This is a genomic window from Rummeliibacillus sp. G93 (assembly GCF_023515935.1).
In the GTDB taxonomy this organism is placed as follows: Bacteria; Bacillota; Bacilli; order Bacillales_A; family Planococcaceae; genus Rummeliibacillus; species Rummeliibacillus stabekisii.
In genome coordinates, this window is the sequence record NZ_CP097314.1 from 859,356 (window position 1) to 875,476 (window position 16,121).

A 16,121-nucleotide genomic window follows, 5' to 3' on the forward strand; every position below is an offset into this window, starting at 1 on the left:
AAGAATAAAAGTTTTTGATAAAAAAAGTAATTGCTATTTGTTGAAAGTTATCATTTAATAATTTTTGTGAAAAAAATTGATTACGCTAGATTAGCAAAAGTGTGATTGAATTTTCTCGCAATTAGGGAATAAAGATTCCTATGAACAAAGTAAATTTAGTGGAAAGGAATGTGGTTGATGAAAAGATTTTTAGGTGGTGCATTGGCGATTTCGCTGATCGCAACTACATTGGTGGCATGTACGCCGGAGAAAAATAGTACAGAGGAAAAACAAAAGAAAGCAGTGGAAACAACAGATTCGAAGAGCTATGTAAAGCTAGCAGACGCAAATTATTCGTATGAATTTGCGAAAAGTTTAGAGCAATTTAAAACAAATGAGAAGCTAGGCTATCGAACAGCTGGATCAACTGCTGAATTGCAAACAGGTAAGAAAATAGCAAATGAAATGAAAAAAATCGGGCTTACGGATGTTTCGAAAGATGAGATTACAGTCGATAGCTGGACCTTTAAAAAAGCAGATCTGAAGTTTACAGATGCCAAAGGAAAAACACATTTGGCTGTTCTTGGCGGATATCAAACGAACTTTGATACGAAAGGACCTAAAACTTTTGATGTTGTGTATGCCAACAGAGGGACAGCGGCTGATTTAGAGAATCTTGATGTTAAAGGTAAGCTAGTTCTTATAGATATTAATCAGCGCGAGGATTGGTGGATTAATTATCCAACATATCAAGCACATTTAAAAGGAGCTGCTGCTGTCATTGCAGTACAAAGCAAGGGATATGCAGAAGTAGATGGAAATGCCTTAAATGCACAGGATATTTGTGGGCCTGATGATGCTCCTGCATTTTCTATGTCGCAAAATGACGCTGCATTATTAAAAGCAGCATTAAAAAAACAACACAATAAATTACAGGTTGATTTTGATGCCAAATCCACAGTGAAAAAAGATCAGAAGACATATAATTACTACGGGAAAATTGAAGGGAAAGACCCGGATTCATATGTAATTTTATCAGGACACTATGATTCCTATTTTGATGGATTCCAAGATGATAATGCGTCCATAGGATTATTGATGGGGATTGCAAAAGGATTAGTAGATAGTGGCTATAAACCCCAAAAAACTATCATTTTTAATGCATTAGCTGCGGAAGAATGGGGAGTAAGCAATACAAGATACGACTGGTCTACAGGTGCCTACAATCAAATCTTCCGTGTTCATCCTGAATGGGTAGGCAAGGCGATTGCCAATTTGAATTTTGAGTTACCTGCATATGAACATACCAAGACAAATGAAATCCGAGCAGTATATGAATACAAAGACTTCCTTACGAAATTTGCTAAAACTGTACCGACAGTCAAAGGTGTTTATAAAAAAGGGATTTCTGTAGTGGCGCCACTCCGTACGTGGTCTGATGATTTTTCATTCTCGTTAGCTGGTGTTCCAGCATTGCGTAATGATTTTCAGGATAGTGAGTTTATGCATACACATTACCACTCACAATTCGATAATGAAAAAACAAATAATATTAAAGCACTCCAATTTAATATGAATTTATATGGATTATTGACTATGCAATATGATCAAACAGCTGTATCGCCGTTAAATTTCACAACACGTTTAGAAGAAATGAAGAAGACATTGAAGCAGGATGTATTAAAAGACTCGAATGTTTCAAGCGACACACTCATTAGTACGATTGATGAAGCCATTAGCACTGCAAAACAGGCAAATAAAAAGGTAAACGAAATAAATAGTGCGTATGCAAAAGCGCTACAAGCAGGCGAAGATAAAAAAGCTGCGAAATTATATAAAGAAAGTCGTGATGTAAACAGTAAGTTACTTCACACATTTAAATTGGCGCAAGATCAATTTGTTCGTTTAACATGGGAGGATGAACCTATTTTCCCTCACGAACATGCGCAAAATAATATTGAAAACTTATCTGCTGCCATTAAAGCAATAGAGAAGGGGAAAGCTCAAAAAGCCCTTGATGACTACTTGTTTGCCGTTGATAATAACTGGTATGCCTACGACTTTGATAAAGAAACATATCATTACTTTACAGATTATGTAATGAACCAGCCTGCAGACCGTTTAATGTGGGGAGCGGGCAGAGTGATGGGCCATGAAGACTTATATGATGTCATTTCAGCACTTCAAGAAAAAAGCAAGAAGCCAAAAGCTAATTTAGATGCAGAAACAAAAGAATTACAAAAAGCATTAGAAAATGAAGTTTCGTTGCTGAAAAAGACAGTAAAAGAAGAAAATCATGATGTACAGCAATTGAAAGCTGAGTTGGAAAAAATCAAATAATGAACACAAGACCCCGCAAAAGCAGAAACTATTTTTGCGGGGTTTTTATGAGTTATATATCCAGTAAGCGTTTTACTTCATTTAAGTAGGTTTGACTAACTGGAAGTCCAGTTCCATCTTCCATATGGATTATTAAATTGGAGGAAAAATCACGGGTGATACGATCGATCGCGTGGATATTGATTATATAAGATCTGTGGATACGAAGAAAATCTTTCGGCAGCTTTTTCTGAAGGTTCTTCAATGTTGTGCTTACTGTATACTGCTTACCATCTGTGTAACACCAATTCTTTTTATTTAAGCTCTCGAAATGTGTAATTTTTTCAATTGGAACTAACACCCATTCATCTTGTTGTTTGCCTGTTATAAAACGGATTGGATCATTTTTTATCTCTTGATAAAGGGGAGATAATATTACCAATAACACAGCAGCTTCACCCATTAAAGTAATTGGGTAACCAATCCCATAAAAAGGTTTTTCTAAAAAAGCTTCGTTCATTAACTCCTCAATTTTTCTTTTTTCTTTCATGACGCGTTCTACTATACTTCCAGACTCTACTTTTTTGCCATTAAATAATTGAAGTTTTTGGCAGCCATTAAAATAAACGTACGTATCGCCTACTGCTATTGCTACTGAAGATTCCTCAGGCAACCAATCACTCATCAGATTATAATACTGTTCCGCTACATTTTTTGATAAAAACGAGATGTCATTATCTCTCACATCCAAAGCCCCCTTGTTTGTCATGCAAAAACAATGTTTCATCGCTAAATAGTTGCATTTTATCCAAAAAATAATACAAAAAAGCATTACTGTTATATATTACATTATAACAACTTAATCTGTTGTGCAACAGTAAAATAATAAAAAGTCGGAAGGTGTGATTCAAATGACAACAAGGCAAAAACAAATTGAGAAACTTGAAAAGAGCTGGGCAAACGATGAAAGATGGCAAGACATTAAACGTCCGTATAGTGCGGAAGAGGTAATCAAGCTTCGGGGTTCAGTAGACATTCAGCATACGTTAGCTGAAAAAGGCGCAAAACGTTTGTGGGACACACTGCAGCAAGAAGACTATATTAATGCGCTAGGTGCATTGACCGGCAATCAGGCAGTACAACAAGTAAAAGCTGGTTTACAAGCTATCTATCTTAGTGGTTGGCAAGTAGCAGCAGATGCCAATTTATCTGGGCAAATGTATCCTGATCAATCCTTGTATCCCGCTAATTCAGTGCCGCAAGTGGTCAAACGTATCAATCAAGCATTGCAAAGAGCAGACCAAATTGATGGAGTTGAAGGACGAGAAGACAGCTTTGATTGGTTTGCTCCGATTATTGCCGACGCAGAAGCAGGATTTGGAGGACCACTAAATGTTTTTGAGTTAATAAAAGGGATGATTGAAGCAGGGGCAGCAGGTGTGCATTTAGAGGACCAATTAGCATCTGAAAAGAAATGTGGCCATTTAGGCGGTAAAGTATTGCTTCCCACACAAAATGCTATACGAAATTTAGTCGCTGCACGATTAGCTGCGGATGTATGCGGAGTACCGACTATCCTAATCGCCCGGACAGATGCAGATGCTGCGGATATGGTCACGAGTGATATTGATCCGCGAGATGCTAAATTTTTAACAGGCGAGCGAACACCAGAGGGATTTTTCCGCACATATGCTGGAATCGATCAGGCGATTGAGCGAGGCCTAGCTTATGCTCCTTATGCCGATTTAATATGGTGTGAAACATCTAAGCCGGATTTAGAGGAAGCAAGACAATTTGCAGAGGCCATCCATGCACAATATCCAGGGAAAATGCTTGCATACAATTGTTCACCATCCTTTAATTGGAAAGCAAATTTAGATGAGGAGACGATTGCTAAGTATCAAAAAGAGTTGGCGAAAATGGGATATAAATTCCAATTTGTTACATTAGCAGGGTTCCATTCGTTGAATCACAGCATGTTTAAACTAGCGGTTGATTATAAAAACAACGGAATGGCTGCCTATTCAAAACTTCAACAAGAAGAATTTTCAAGCGAACGTGATGGATATACAGCAACTAAACATCAACGTGAAGTGGGTACGGGCTACTTTGATGAAGTATCTCAGGTTATTTCAGGAGGGACATCATCTACAACAGCGATGGAGGGTTCTACTGAAACAGCTCAATTTATCCCGCATTAACGGGCAGTAAGACCCCCACTTCAAAACGTAAGTATGTAACGGAGAAGTTTACGTGGGGGTTAACTGCCCGTAAAAGCCCGATTGGTTCAACTAACACTCAGTAGGGGATAAAAACCCCCCACTGAATGGAGTTTCACTTTATCGCGCAATGATGGCAAGCATTTAAATGAAAATAAGAAAGGGTTGTTGCAAATGAGTATCCAACAAACAGTCACTTCATCCATCAACATTACTGGACTAGTAAACGATTCTACAAAACAAATTCTGTCAGCAGAAGCACTTCGGTTTATTTCGTCTTTGCATCGTCAGTTCAATCAGCGCCGCTTAGAATTATTACATTTTCGGCTAGAGCGGCAACGTCAATTAGATGCCGGAGGCACACTAGATTTTTTAGAGGAAACAAAATCAATTCGTGAAAGCACATGGGAAATTGCACCATTACCTGAAGATTTACAGGATCGTCGTGTGGAAATTACAGGCCCAGTATCACGGAAAATGGTCATTAATGCGCTAAATTCAGGAGCTAAATTATTTATGGCATGTTTTGAAGATGCTACTTCACCCACATGGGAAAATATGATTGACGGCCAAGTGAATCTGTTTGATGCCATACGAAAAACTATTTCTTATTCACAACCTTCAAACGGGAAAGTTTATCGATTAAATGACAAGGTGGCTACATTAATCGTAAGACCAAGAGGATTGCATATGGAAGAAAGGCATATAGAGATCGATGGTGAGCCTGTGGCAGGGAGCTTCTTTGATTTCGGATTATACTTCTTCCATAATGCAAAAGAGTTAATTGCTCAAGGCACAGGTCCATATTTCTATTTGCCGAAACTTGAAAGCCATTTGGAAGCAAGGTTATGGAATGATATCTTTAATTACTCAGAGAAGTACATGGAGCTAGCAAAAGGGACAATAAAAGCAACAGTCCTGATTGAAACCATTACAGCAGCCTTTGAAATGGATGAGATATTATATGAATTAAAAGAGCATTCTGCCGGCTTAAATTGCGGCAGATGGGATTATATTTTTAGTTATATTAAGCGATTACGTAACCATCATGAAGTCATTTTGCCAGATAGAAGCCAAGTAACCATGAATTCGCCATTTATGAGAGCTTATACGCAATTATGTATTCACACATGTCATAAGCGCAATGCGCCAGCCATGGGTGGCATGGCTGCCCAAATCCCTATTAAAGACAATCCACAAGCGAATGAATTAGCGTTCGAAAAAGTACGAGAGGATAAGATAAGAGAAGCAAAGGATGGTCATGATGGAACATGGGTGGCGCATCCAGGCTTAGTGCAAGTGGCAATGGAGCAATTTGATTACTATATGAAGACACCTAATCAAATTCATCGTAAACGAAATGATGTGCACGTAACAGCAGCGGACTTATTAGAAGTGCCAATAGGTTCCATTACAGAAGAAGGAGTACGGCTCAACTGTAGTGTTGGCGTTCAGTATATTGCATCTTGGCTTCGGGGGAATGGCGCTGTGCCGATTTATAATATGATGGAAGATGCAGCAACTGCTGAAATCTCGCGTACGCAAATATGGCAATGGATACGACATGAAAAAGGAAATACAATCGATGGACAAAAAATAGAAGCGCATTATGTACAAAAAATTTTAGAAGAAGAAGTTTCGATTTTAAAAAATCAACTCGGTGAAGAGAATTATGTGCAAAGCCGATTAGACAAGGCTACAGACATTTTCAAGAGTTTAATTCTCCAAGATACATTTGAAGAATTTCTAACGATTCCAAGCTATCAGTCTATTTGATAAAGGGAATAAAACTTTTTAAGGAGGAGATCTAATGAAAAACAAAAACACTCAAAAGTATCCGAAGCTTTGCTTAGAATGTGGTTGTGAAATAGTGGAACAAGTAGAATCCACATTATATGAGTGTGAACGGTGTTTAGGAGCGAAAGAGGAATAAAGATAGAGAAATGCTTGAGACAAAGGATGGATTATGAATTTTGGCATTCAATCGAATAACAATATTTCCGTGTCCTCATATAATGATGGGGACATTTTTTATGCCTCGCATAGAAGTGGCAGAGAAGCAGTACAACTTATAATAAGGGAATAGCATAAATTGGTATTTCCCGATGACTTTAAGAAAACTTGTTTCAGCTCGTAATATGGGAAAAGGAATAATCAAATATTCAAAATATACCATGAAACCTTTGCGTTTAATAGTATTATTTGTTATTGTAGAATGTGGATCGTAGCAATAAGCTACTTACATTTATATTAACTTTTGGAGGGATTTATCATGGCAGAACGTATGGTAGCAAAACAAGCACCAGTATTCGAAATGCAAGCAGTAATGCCTAATAAAGAATTTGGCACAGTAAGCTTAGAAGAAAACATGAAAAATGACAAATGGACAGTTCTATTCTTCTATCCAATGGACTTTACATTCGTATGTCCTACTGAAATCACTTCAATGTCAGACCGTTACGACGAATTTGAAGATTTAGATGCTGAAGTAATCGGCGTTTCAACTGATACAGTTCATACACACTTAGCATGGATCAACACTGACCGCAGCCAAAATGGTATCGGCGAGTTGAAATTCCCATTAGCTGCAGACCACAACCAACGTGTATCACGTGACTATGGCGTGCTTATTGAAGATGAAGGTGTTGCATTGCGCGGCCTATACATTATTAACCCAGAAGGCGAACTACAATACCAAGTTGTAAACCACAACAACATTGGCCGTGATGTAGACGAAACATTGCGTGTGCTTCAAGCATTGCAAACTGGCGGTCTTTGCCCAGCAAACTGGCGTCCTGGCGATGCTACGTTGAAAGGCTAAGCATTGCAAAGCGAAGGGACTAACAAATGTTAGGTCCCTTTTTTAAACAGATGTTAACTAAATGAAGAGGTGAATAGCATGAAATTACGAGCACATATGCCTGAATTACAAGGCGAAACAGCTTGGTTAAATGGCCAAGTGACAAAAAGTGAGCTAGTGGGTGATAAACCAACACTTATTCATTTCTGGTCTATTAGCTGTCATTTATGCAAGGAAGCTATGCCGGATGTAAACAACTTCCGTGATCAATATAAAGATGAGCTAAATGTTATTGCAGTTCATATGCCACGCTCTGAGAAAGACCTAGATTTAGGAGAAATCAAAGAGGTAGCTAACGAACATGGTATCACTCAACCTATTTTTGTAGACAGTGATATGAAATTAACAGATGCTTTTGAAAATCAATACGTTCCAGCTTACTATGTATTCGATAAAGACGGTAAGCTACGCCACTTCCAAGCTGGTGGTAGCGGCATGAAAATGCTTGAAAAACGTGTCAATCGTGTACTTGATGAAGTAAGAAATGCTGAATAAGCATTCGGAGGCAGTTGTTTGTACAGCTAATGTACAGACAGCTGCCTTTTTCTGTAAATGAGAACAAGGATACAGCTCAAAATGTAGAGTAGGTAGTATTGGAGAGAATGAAAATTTCCTGAGCATGTTTTTACGTTGTTTGTTAAAATGGATACAGAACCTTGTAGGAAGTGCTGGGAAATCGGAGGTATTTGGCATGAAGAAAGAATTTGTTGTGATTGGATTAGGCCGTTTTGGAGGTAGTATTGTTCAAGAGCTTGTTCAGCAAGATGCAGATGTAATGGCCATCGATAAGCAACAAGAGCGTGTAGATGAGTTTGCGTCAATTGCTACTCAAGCAGTTGTAGCAGATACAACAGACGAATCTGTACTTAAATCATTAGGTATACGTAATTTTGAACATGTTATTGTAGCCATTGGCGATGATATTCAATCGAGTATCCTAACGACATTAATTTTAAAAGAAATTGGTGTGCAAAAAATTACAGTAAAAGCGCAGAATGACTATCATGAAAAAGTGCTACGGAAGATTGGCGCTGATCACGTGGTACACCCAGAACGTGATATGGGCATTCGGATTGCTAACAATATGATGTCTAATAATGTCTTGGATTACTTAGAGTTGTCCGATGAACACTCGATTATGGAGATAAAGGCAAATCATCTACTTGAAGGCCATACCATTATAGGATTAGATATTCGTGCACGGTACGGCATCAACATTGTAGCTATTAAAAGGGAAAAAGAAATTATCGTATCACCTCAAGCAGAGGATGTTATACATGAAGGTGATATATTAATTGTCATCGGAGAAGACGATGATATAAGCCGCTTTGAGAAGAAAATGCTGAATTAAGCGAAAACAAGGCCTCCAATTAAGTATTGGAGGCCTTGTTATAATCTATTATACTTCCATAATAATCGGCAAAATCATTGGGCGCCGTTTTGTTTTTTCAAATAGGTATGGCTCTAGAAGATCAGTAATTTCATTCTTTAATTCCGTCCATTGAGGTGTTTTTTCAATTAAGAGCTGTTGCAAGTGTTTGCTTAACATTTGCTGTGCTTCATTAATCATCGAACCAGACTCTCTCATATAAACGAAACCGCGTGAAATAATATCAGGGCCTGCTACCATTTTTTGTAGCTGCATGTCTACGCTAACGACCACAATAACAAGACCTTCTTCTGATAAAATTCGTCTATCGCGCAAAACAATATTGCCGATATCTCCAATACCATTTCCATCAATATAAACTGCTCCTGATGGTATCCGTCCTGCAACATGAGCTTCATTAGCACTTAATGCCAATACCTCACCATTTTCCATGATAAAGATATTATCTGCTGGTACATCGCAGTCTTCTGCCAAGTCTCCATGCATACGCAACATGCGGTATTCACCATGAATTGGCATAAAGAATTTTGGCTTAATTAAACGCAGCATTAACTTTTGTTCTTGCTGTGAGCCATGACCAGAAGTATGGATGTTATTCAATGATCCATGAATAACTTCAGCTCCAGCGCGGTACAATAAGTTGATAATCTTATTTACACTGGTTGTATTACCAGGAATCGGTGAAGAAGAGAACACAACAGTGTCTCCAGGCTGTATTTGAATTTGACGGTGCGTACCGTTAGCAATTCGTGATAATGCAGCCATTGGTTCACCTTGGCTTCCGGTACATAAAATCATCACTTCATTGGCAGGAAGGCGATTTAATGTTTGTGCATCTACAAAGGTTTCTTTTGGTGCAGTAATATAACCAAGCTCACGGCCAATGTTAATGGCATTGTCCATACTACGTCCAAATACAGCGACTTTGCGGCCATGTTTAGCAGCAGCATCTGTCACTTGCTTTAAACGGTGGATATTAGAAGCAAATGTTGCGAAAATAATGCGAGATTCTACTTTGCGTAAAATTTCATCGATGCTTTCGCCAACTTTGCGTTCCGACATAGTAAATTCAGGACGTTCGGCATTAGTACTGTCGGACAGTAAACATAAAACGCCATCGCGCCCGATTTCAGCCATTTTTGTCAAGTTTGCTGGTTCGCCAACTGGCGTGAAATCAAATTTAAAGTCACCCGTATGCACGATATTGCCAGGTGGTGTCTTGACTACAATCCCGTATGCATCTGGGATACTATGCGTTGTTCTAAAGAAGCTTACTGAAGTTTTGCGGAATTTGATGACATCATCTTCCTGGATTTCAATTAGCTTTGTTTGGCGAAGCAATCCATGCTCGTCCAACTTATTGCGCAACAACCCAAGCGCCAATTTGCCTCCATATACAGGGACATTAATTTGGCGAAGTAAATATGGAACGCCGCCGATATGGTCTTCATGACCATGGGTAATAAATAACCCTTTAATTTTATCGACATTTCGAACAAGATAGGTATAATCGGGAATTACATAATCAATCCCTAGTAAATCGTCTTCTGGAAATTTAATGCCGGCATCAATCAAGATTATTTCGTCTTGAAATTGAACAGCATACGTATTTTTGCCGATTTCGCCCAGTCCGCCGAGTGCGAAAACTGCAGTTTGGTCATTTTTGACGAATTTCATTAATTAGATATTCTCCAATTTGAAATCTTCGCTTGCTTTTTCATATTCCAAGTAGTTTCCTTCAAGCGATTGGATATACTCGATGTTATAACCGCGGCCTTGAAGCTTCTCGCGGACTTCGCGCACTTCATCAGCTTCAATATACAAGCTTTTAGTGTTTTCGCGAACAGGCACTTCAAGGATATTTTCTTGATAATATACTTTATAAATCATTGTTTGCTCTCCTTTAACACGTTCAAAATAAATTCATTTCCTTTATATTAGCACGTAGGTAAACTAAAATAAAGAAAAGCCCTTCAAAATATGAAGGGCAACATAACTTTAAGCGATCGTTTTTTTCTCGAGCAAGCCACGAAGCCTTTTCAACAATTGTTTTTTAAGACGTTTGAACATGGCAGATCACTCCTTGCCCCTATTATATTCATTTAAAAAGAAAATGTAAAGAAAATTCACTTAACAGACAGAAAGGTTGGGATTAACAAGTGGATAAGAAAATTTTATTTTTTGATATTGATGGTACGTTATACAATTCGGAGAAAAAATTGCCCCCTGCAACATTTGAGGCAATCAAAAAAGCTGAGGAAAACGGACATGAAGCCGTCATTGCGACAGGTCGCTCTCCGTTCTTCCTAAAACCTGTATTAGAGGAGCTTGGCCTAAATTCATTTATAAGCTTTAACGGGCAGTATGTCGTTTATAAAGGAAAAGTGATATCTGAAAGACCGATTCCCATGGAGATAGTGGAGAAACTGGTGGTCCAAGCAGAGGAAGAGAATAATCCTGTTGTATTTTTGGATGATGCGAGGATGACATCAGCAGCTAAGGACGATGTCAAAGTACGTACAAGCATGGATTCCTTATTCTATCCTATGCCGGAAGTGGACGCTGAATATTATAAACAATCCAATACGTATCAAATATTATTGTATGTTGACGAGCATGGGGAGGAACGATATGCAAACCTATTTCCTGAGCTGAAATTGATTCGTTGGCATGAGTTTTCAGTTGATGTAATAAATAAAGATGTTTCAAAAGCATATGGCATTCAGCAATTTTTAAAGCATACTGCATTTGAAATAGAAGATGCCATTGCATTTGGAGATGGATTAAATGACGTGGAAATGCTGCAAGCAGCAGGGACAAGCGTAGCGATGGGAAATGGGCATCCGAAAGCTAAAGAAGCAGCGACGTTTGTTACAGATCATGTGGATGACGATGGTTTATCTAAAGCCATGAAAAAACTGGGATTATGGTAAATGAAAAACGGACTTGATGAAGGTTCATCAAGTCCGTTTTTTTTAATCTTCCAGCGGATTGGCATTTGGTTTCTTTTCAAATGGATTCTCTTTATTAATGTGATCATAAAACATTACACCATTTAAGTGATCCAACTCATGTTGGAAAGCAATAGCTGGCAATCCTTTTAACCGCATTTTCTTTTCTTCACCATCAAGAGTGAAAAATTTGACCGTAATGCGTGCTGGACGAGGTACATAGCCGGGCACATCACGGTCTACTGAAAGGCATCCTTCCCCAGAAGGAACGTATGCTTCTTCTACAGAATGGCTTACTATCTTGGGGTTGACGGCAATTAGGCTGATTTGCTTGCCCGCACTGTCTGGTAAATGCAGAGCGAACATTCTTTTTGAAACATCTACTTGAGGTGCAGCAATTCCAATTCCTGACCGTAAACCATGTTTATCGGCTAATTCTACATCTTGGCTATTTATCAAAAATTGAAGTAGGTCTTCACCTAATTTTTTTTCCTCTTCTGTAAGGGGGAAGGACAAGTTTTTCGCGACAGCACGCAAAGTTGGATTTCCTTCTCGTATAATATCGTGCATTAAAATCATTTTGCTCTTCCTTTCAAAAAAAGTTCTTTTCTATTATAACGCACACCCAAAATCCCACAATAGAAAAGAACCTCGGAAGGATGAAAACATTGTTTTAATACATATTAAAAAGGTAATAAATATATTGGAATGAACTGTGCTAGTAAAGGTAGTGAAAAAAACACTGTAGTATAATACAGGTTATTCGCATTTTATAATACAGGTTCCTTGCAATAAACTATATGAGAATGAATTTTTAACTCTGCTACTTGCATTGACCGATAAATTATAAAACAGTATACTGGACTTAAATAATAGTTGTATTATAATTTTCATTAGATTTTGTAATACAGATGTATAAAGGAGATGTGAGAACATGGCTTCAAAAAAAGGACAACAATTTGATCCTGTAGCAAATTTGCACGAAATTGAAGAAAAGTTTGAAATGTTCCAGATTTTGAATGAAGAAGGGGAAATCGTTAACGAAAGCGCTAATCCTAATCTTTCTGATGAAGAACTAGTTGAATTAATGAGCAGAATGGTCTTTACACGTATACTTGACCAACGTTCTATTTCATTAAATCGTCAAGGACGTTTGGGCTTCTACGCACCAACTGCTGGTCAAGAAGCTTCTCAAATTGCTTCCCACTATGCACTTGAAAAAGAAGACTATATCTTGCCTGGATATCGCGATGTGCCGCAAATCGTTTGGCATGGCCTTCCTTTATGGAAAGCATTCTTATGGTCACGCGGACATTTCGTTGGCGGCCAAGTTCCTGAAGGTGTAAACATTTTAGCTCCACAAATCATCATTGGTGCTCAATACGTGCAAACTGCAGGTGTTGCGCTTGGCATGCAAAAACGAGGTAAAAAAGCAGTAGCTGTAACTTACACAGGTGACGGTGGTTCTTCACAAGGTGATTTCTACGAAGGTATTAACTTTGCAGGGGCATTTAAATCACCTGCTATATTTATCGTACAAAACAACCAATATGCTATTTCTACACCACGTGAACTACAAACAGCTGCTTCTACAATTGCTCAAAAAGGGATTGCAGCAGGACTTCCAAGCATCCAAGTAGATGGTATGGATCCACTAGCTGTATACGTGGCGACTCGCGATGCGCGTAAACGTGCTGTAGCAGGAGAAGGTCCATCACTTATTGAAACAATTTGTTATCGATATGGCCCGCATACAATGGCAGGCGATGACCCTACTCGTTACCGTACATCAGATACAGATTCAAAATGGGAAAAGAAAGACCCAATCGTTCGTTTCCGTAAGTACTTGACTGAAAAAGGTTTATGGAGCGAAGAAAAAGAAGCTGAAGTAATCGAAAAAGCAAAAGAAGAAATCAAAGCAGCAATCAAAAAAGCGGATGAAGCACCAAAACAAAAAGTAACAGACTTAATCAATATTATGAATGAAGAAATGCCAGCAAATCTTAAAGAACAATATGAAATCTACGCGCAAAAGGAGTCGAAGTAACCGATGGCACAAATGACAATGATTCAAGCAATTACAGATGCACTTCGTTGTGAACTAAAAGATGACGAAAACGTGCTAGTATTCGGTGAAGACGTTGGTGTCAACGGAGGGGTTTTCCGTGCAACAGAAGGTCTTCAAAAAGAGTTTGGCGAGGATCGAGTTTTTGATACACCACTAGCAGAATCAGGTATTGGCGGTCTTTCAATCGGTCTAGCTTTACAAGGGTATCGCCCTGTTCCTGAAATTCAATTCTTCGGTTTCGTCTATGAAGTAATGGATTCAATCAGCGGTCAATTAGCACGTATGCGCTATCGTTCTGGTGGCAGCCTAAATGCACCTGTTACAATCCGTTCTCCATTTGGTGGCGGTGTTCATACTCCAGAAATGCACTCAGACAGCTTAGAAGGATTAGTAGCTTCTCAACCAGGTCTTAAAGTGGTTGTTCCTTCTACTCCATATGATGCTAAAGGGCTTTTAATTTCGTCTATTCGCGACAATGATCCCGTTGTTTTCTTAGAACATTTAAAACTATACCGCTCATTCCGTGAAGAAGTACCAGAGGAGTCATACACTATTCCTCTAGGTAAAGCAGATGTAAAACGCGAAGGTAAAGATCTTTCTATTTTTGCTTATGGCGCTATGGTTCATGAATCTTTAAAAGCAGCAGAAGCGTTAGAAAAAGAAAACTATTCTGTTGAAGTAGTTGATTTACGAACAATTCAACCATTGGATATCGAAACAATCATTGCATCTGTAGAAAAAACAGGCCGTGCAATCGTTGTCCAAGAGGCACAAAAACAAGCAGGTATTGCAGCGAATGTAGTAAGTGAAATTACGGAACGCGCTATTTTAAGTCTTGAAGCACCCGTACTTCGCGTTACAGCACCTGACACTGTATATCCGTTCCCACAAGCTGAAGCTGTGTGGTTGCCAAATTCAAAAGACATTATAGCTACAGCTAAAAAAGTTTTAGAATTCTAAAAAGGAGTGGTGACTTAAAATGGCATATAAATTCCGATTACCAGATATTGGTGAAGGTATCCATGAAGGAGAAATCGTCAAATGGTTTGTAAAACCAGGCGATAAGATCGAAGAAGATACAATATTGGCAGAAGTGCAAAACGACAAAGCTGTTGTTGAAATTCCATCTCCGGTAGAAGGAACAATTGAAAAAGTGCTAGTTGAAGAGGGTACATTGACAACTGTTGGTACTGTATTGCTTGAAATTGACGCACCTGGATATGAAGAATTAGAACTTCATGGCCATAAAGATGAAGACGCAGAAGAAGAAACAGAAGCACAAGTCCAAGCAACTGCTGAATCAGGCAAAGAAGTCGAAAAAGAGCCAGCTGTTAAAGAAGAAGAGCCAAAAACAGCAACTCCTCCAGCAGGAGAAGAGCCAGAAGAAACAGTAGGCAATGCACGTGTTATCGCAATGCCATCTGTCCGTAAATTTGCACGTGAAAACGGCGTAGACATTAAACAAGTTTCAGGTTCTGGTAAAAATGGCCGTGTATTAAAAGAAGACATCGAAGCATTTAAAAACGGTAAAGCTGCACCAGCAACAGAAAAAGCTGAAACTGTTGAAGCAACAGCAAGCCAAGAATCAGTACAAGAAACAAGCAAAACACCGGCAATTCCTGAAGGTGATTTCCCAGAAACACGTGAAAAAATGTCAGGTATCCGTCGTGCAATTGCAAAAGCAATGGTGCATTCTAAACAAACAGCTCCACATGTAACGCTGATGGATGAAGTAGATGTGACTGAATTAGTGGCACATCGCAAGAAATTCAAAGAAGCTGCAGCTGAAAAAGGTATTAAATTAACATACCTTCCTTATGTGGTAAAAGCTTTAGTCAGCACATTGCGTGAGTTCCCTGATTTCAACCGTTCATTAGATGATGCAACACAAGAAATTATCCAGAAACATTATTACAATATAGGAATTGCAGCCGATACAGAAAAAGGCTTGCTTGTTCCGGTTATTAAACATGCTGATCGCAAATCTGTATTTGCTGTGTCAAATGAAATTAACGAGTTAGCAACAAAAGCTCGTGAAGGAAAACTAGCGCCAAACGAAATGAAAGGCGCATCATGCTCTATTACAAATATCGGTTCAGCTGGCGGACAATGGTTCACTCCTGTGATTAATCACCCAGAAGTCGCAATTCTAGGAATTGGGCGAATTGCAGAAAAACCTGTAATAAAAAATGGTGAAATTGTAGCTGCACCTGTGTTAGCATTATCATTGAGCTTTGATCATCGTATGATTGATGGTGCGACTGCTCAACATGCGTTAAATCATATTAAACGCTTGTTAAGCGAACCAGAATTATTATTAATGGAGGCGTAAAAA

Annotated in this window: 15 protein-coding genes; 11 read left to right on the forward strand and 4 right to left on the reverse strand. The window is 38.7% G+C overall.

All coding sequences use genetic code 11. From position 1 onward, the window contains the following. The first annotated feature begins 177 nt into the window (after positions 1-177). Positions 178-2,319, forward strand: a complete 2,142-nt coding sequence (locus M2M59_RS04260; RefSeq protein ID WP_249775620.1) for a M28 family peptidase — start codon at positions 178-180, stop codon at positions 2,317-2,319. Between the two features lie 52 nt (positions 2,320-2,371). Here M2M59_RS04260 and M2M59_RS04265 read toward each other — a convergent pair whose 3' ends face one another. After that, entirely contained in the window at positions 2,372-3,043 is a 672-nt protein-coding gene (locus M2M59_RS04265) for a LytR/AlgR family response regulator transcription factor (protein ID WP_249775621.1), read from the reverse strand. Positions 3,044-3,209: 166 nt separating this feature from the next. Between M2M59_RS04265 and aceA the strand changes: the two genes are divergently transcribed. From aceA to M2M59_RS04295, 6 genes are all read left to right on the forward strand, one after another. Further along, a complete protein-coding gene (aceA, locus tag M2M59_RS04270; RefSeq protein WP_147194383.1) occupies positions 3,210-4,499 on the forward strand; it encodes an isocitrate lyase in 1,290 nt (429 codons plus the stop codon). 192 nt (positions 4,500-4,691) lie between these two features. Next, complete coding sequence (gene aceB / locus M2M59_RS04275; RefSeq protein ID WP_249775622.1) at positions 4,692-6,293, forward strand: malate synthase A; 1,602 nt, start codon at positions 4,692-4,694, stop codon at positions 6,291-6,293. A gap of 34 nt (positions 6,294-6,327) precedes the next feature. Beyond that, on the forward strand, positions 6,328-6,450 hold the full coding sequence (locus M2M59_RS04280) for a YhfH family protein (RefSeq protein WP_249775623.1): 123 nt from the start codon (positions 6,328-6,330) through the stop codon (positions 6,448-6,450). A 339-nt stretch (positions 6,451-6,789) separates the two neighbouring features. Then, positions 6,790-7,338 (forward strand): peroxiredoxin, encoded by a 549-nt coding sequence (locus tag M2M59_RS04285; protein WP_066785011.1) that lies wholly within the window; start codon positions 6,790-6,792, stop codon positions 7,336-7,338. Positions 7,339-7,416: 78 nt separating this feature from the next. Beyond that, positions 7,417-7,872, forward strand: coding sequence for a TlpA disulfide reductase family protein (locus M2M59_RS04290; protein ID WP_249775624.1), 456 nt, complete (start codon positions 7,417-7,419; stop codon positions 7,870-7,872). 196 nt (positions 7,873-8,068) lie between these two features. Then, the gene (locus tag M2M59_RS04295) at positions 8,069-8,728 is read left to right on the forward strand and encodes a potassium channel family protein (protein ID WP_066785017.1); all 660 of its coding nucleotides are present in this window, start codon (positions 8,069-8,071) and stop codon (positions 8,726-8,728) included. Between the two features lie 48 nt (positions 8,729-8,776). Here the strand turns inward: M2M59_RS04295 and rnjA are convergent, their stop codons facing one another. Beyond that, the gene (gene rnjA, locus M2M59_RS04300; protein ID WP_147194377.1) at positions 8,777-10,444 is read right to left on the reverse strand and encodes a ribonuclease J1; all 1,668 of its coding nucleotides are present in this window, start codon (positions 10,442-10,444) and stop codon (positions 8,777-8,779) included. A 3-nt stretch (positions 10,445-10,447) separates the two neighbouring features. Next, positions 10,448-10,657, reverse strand: a complete 210-nt coding sequence (locus M2M59_RS04305) for a DNA-dependent RNA polymerase subunit epsilon (RefSeq protein ID WP_066785028.1) — start codon at positions 10,655-10,657, stop codon at positions 10,448-10,450. Positions 10,658-10,926: 269 nt separating this feature from the next. Here M2M59_RS04305 and M2M59_RS04310 point away from each other — a divergent pair, with 269 nt between their 5' ends. Continuing rightward, complete coding sequence (locus M2M59_RS04310; RefSeq protein WP_249775625.1) at positions 10,927-11,700, forward strand: Cof-type HAD-IIB family hydrolase; 774 nt, start codon at positions 10,927-10,929, stop codon at positions 11,698-11,700. 42 nt (positions 11,701-11,742) lie between these two features. On the opposite strand, the gene def is transcribed toward M2M59_RS04310, so the two are convergent. After that, positions 11,743-12,297 (reverse strand): peptide deformylase, encoded by a 555-nt coding sequence (def, locus tag M2M59_RS04315; RefSeq protein ID WP_249775626.1) that lies wholly within the window; start codon positions 12,295-12,297, stop codon positions 11,743-11,745. Between the two features lie 355 nt (positions 12,298-12,652). Between def and pdhA the strand changes: the two genes are divergently transcribed. Genes pdhA through M2M59_RS04330 form a run of 3 tightly spaced genes read left to right on the forward strand, consistent with a single transcriptional unit; the run spans position 12,653 to position 16,118 of the window. Continuing rightward, complete coding sequence (pdhA, locus tag M2M59_RS04320; RefSeq protein WP_147194368.1) at positions 12,653-13,765, forward strand: pyruvate dehydrogenase (acetyl-transferring) E1 component subunit alpha; 1,113 nt, start codon at positions 12,653-12,655, stop codon at positions 13,763-13,765. Positions 13,766-13,768: 3 nt separating this feature from the next. Beyond that, positions 13,769-14,746, forward strand: a complete 978-nt coding sequence (locus tag M2M59_RS04325; RefSeq protein ID WP_066785040.1) for an alpha-ketoacid dehydrogenase subunit beta — start codon at positions 13,769-13,771, stop codon at positions 14,744-14,746. A 19-nt stretch (positions 14,747-14,765) separates the two neighbouring features. After that, complete coding sequence (locus M2M59_RS04330; RefSeq protein WP_249775627.1) at positions 14,766-16,118, forward strand: dihydrolipoamide acetyltransferase family protein; 1,353 nt, start codon at positions 14,766-14,768, stop codon at positions 16,116-16,118. The last annotated feature ends 3 nt before the right edge of the window (positions 16,119-16,121 follow it).

What these genes read in the sequence shown, in the direction of transcription:
- aceB (WP_249775622.1), top strand. Translation starts at nt 4,692, where the DNA reads ATGAGTATCCAACAAACAGTCACTTCATCCATCAACATTACTGGACTA.
- M2M59_RS04325 (WP_066785040.1), top strand. Translation starts at nt 13,769, where the DNA reads ATGGCACAAATGACAATGATTCAAGCAATTACAGATGCACTTCGTTGT.
- M2M59_RS04285 (WP_066785011.1), top strand. Translation starts at nt 6,790, where the DNA reads ATGGCAGAACGTATGGTAGCAAAACAAGCACCAGTATTCGAAATGCAA.
- pdhA (WP_147194368.1), top strand. Translation starts at nt 12,653, where the DNA reads ATGGCTTCAAAAAAAGGACAACAATTTGATCCTGTAGCAAATTTGCAC.
- M2M59_RS04260 (WP_249775620.1), top strand. Translation starts at nt 178, where the DNA reads ATGAAAAGATTTTTAGGTGGTGCATTGGCGATTTCGCTGATCGCAACT.
- aceA (WP_147194383.1), top strand. Translation starts at nt 3,210, where the DNA reads ATGACAACAAGGCAAAAACAAATTGAGAAACTTGAAAAGAGCTGGGCA.
- M2M59_RS04280 (WP_249775623.1), top strand. Translation starts at nt 6,328, where the DNA reads ATGAAAAACAAAAACACTCAAAAGTATCCGAAGCTTTGCTTAGAATGT.
- rnjA (WP_147194377.1), bottom strand. Translation starts at nt 10,444, where the DNA reads ATGAAATTCGTCAAAAATGACCAAACTGCAGTTTTCGCACTCGGCGGA.
- M2M59_RS04290 (WP_249775624.1), top strand. Translation starts at nt 7,417, where the DNA reads ATGAAATTACGAGCACATATGCCTGAATTACAAGGCGAAACAGCTTGG.
- M2M59_RS04330 (WP_249775627.1), top strand. Translation starts at nt 14,766, where the DNA reads ATGGCATATAAATTCCGATTACCAGATATTGGTGAAGGTATCCATGAA.
- M2M59_RS04305 (WP_066785028.1), bottom strand. Translation starts at nt 10,657, where the DNA reads ATGATTTATAAAGTATATTATCAAGAAAATATCCTTGAAGTGCCTGTT.
- def (WP_249775626.1), bottom strand. Translation starts at nt 12,297, where the DNA reads ATGATTTTAATGCACGATATTATACGAGAAGGAAATCCAACTTTGCGT.
- M2M59_RS04295 (WP_066785017.1), top strand. Translation starts at nt 8,069, where the DNA reads ATGAAGAAAGAATTTGTTGTGATTGGATTAGGCCGTTTTGGAGGTAGT.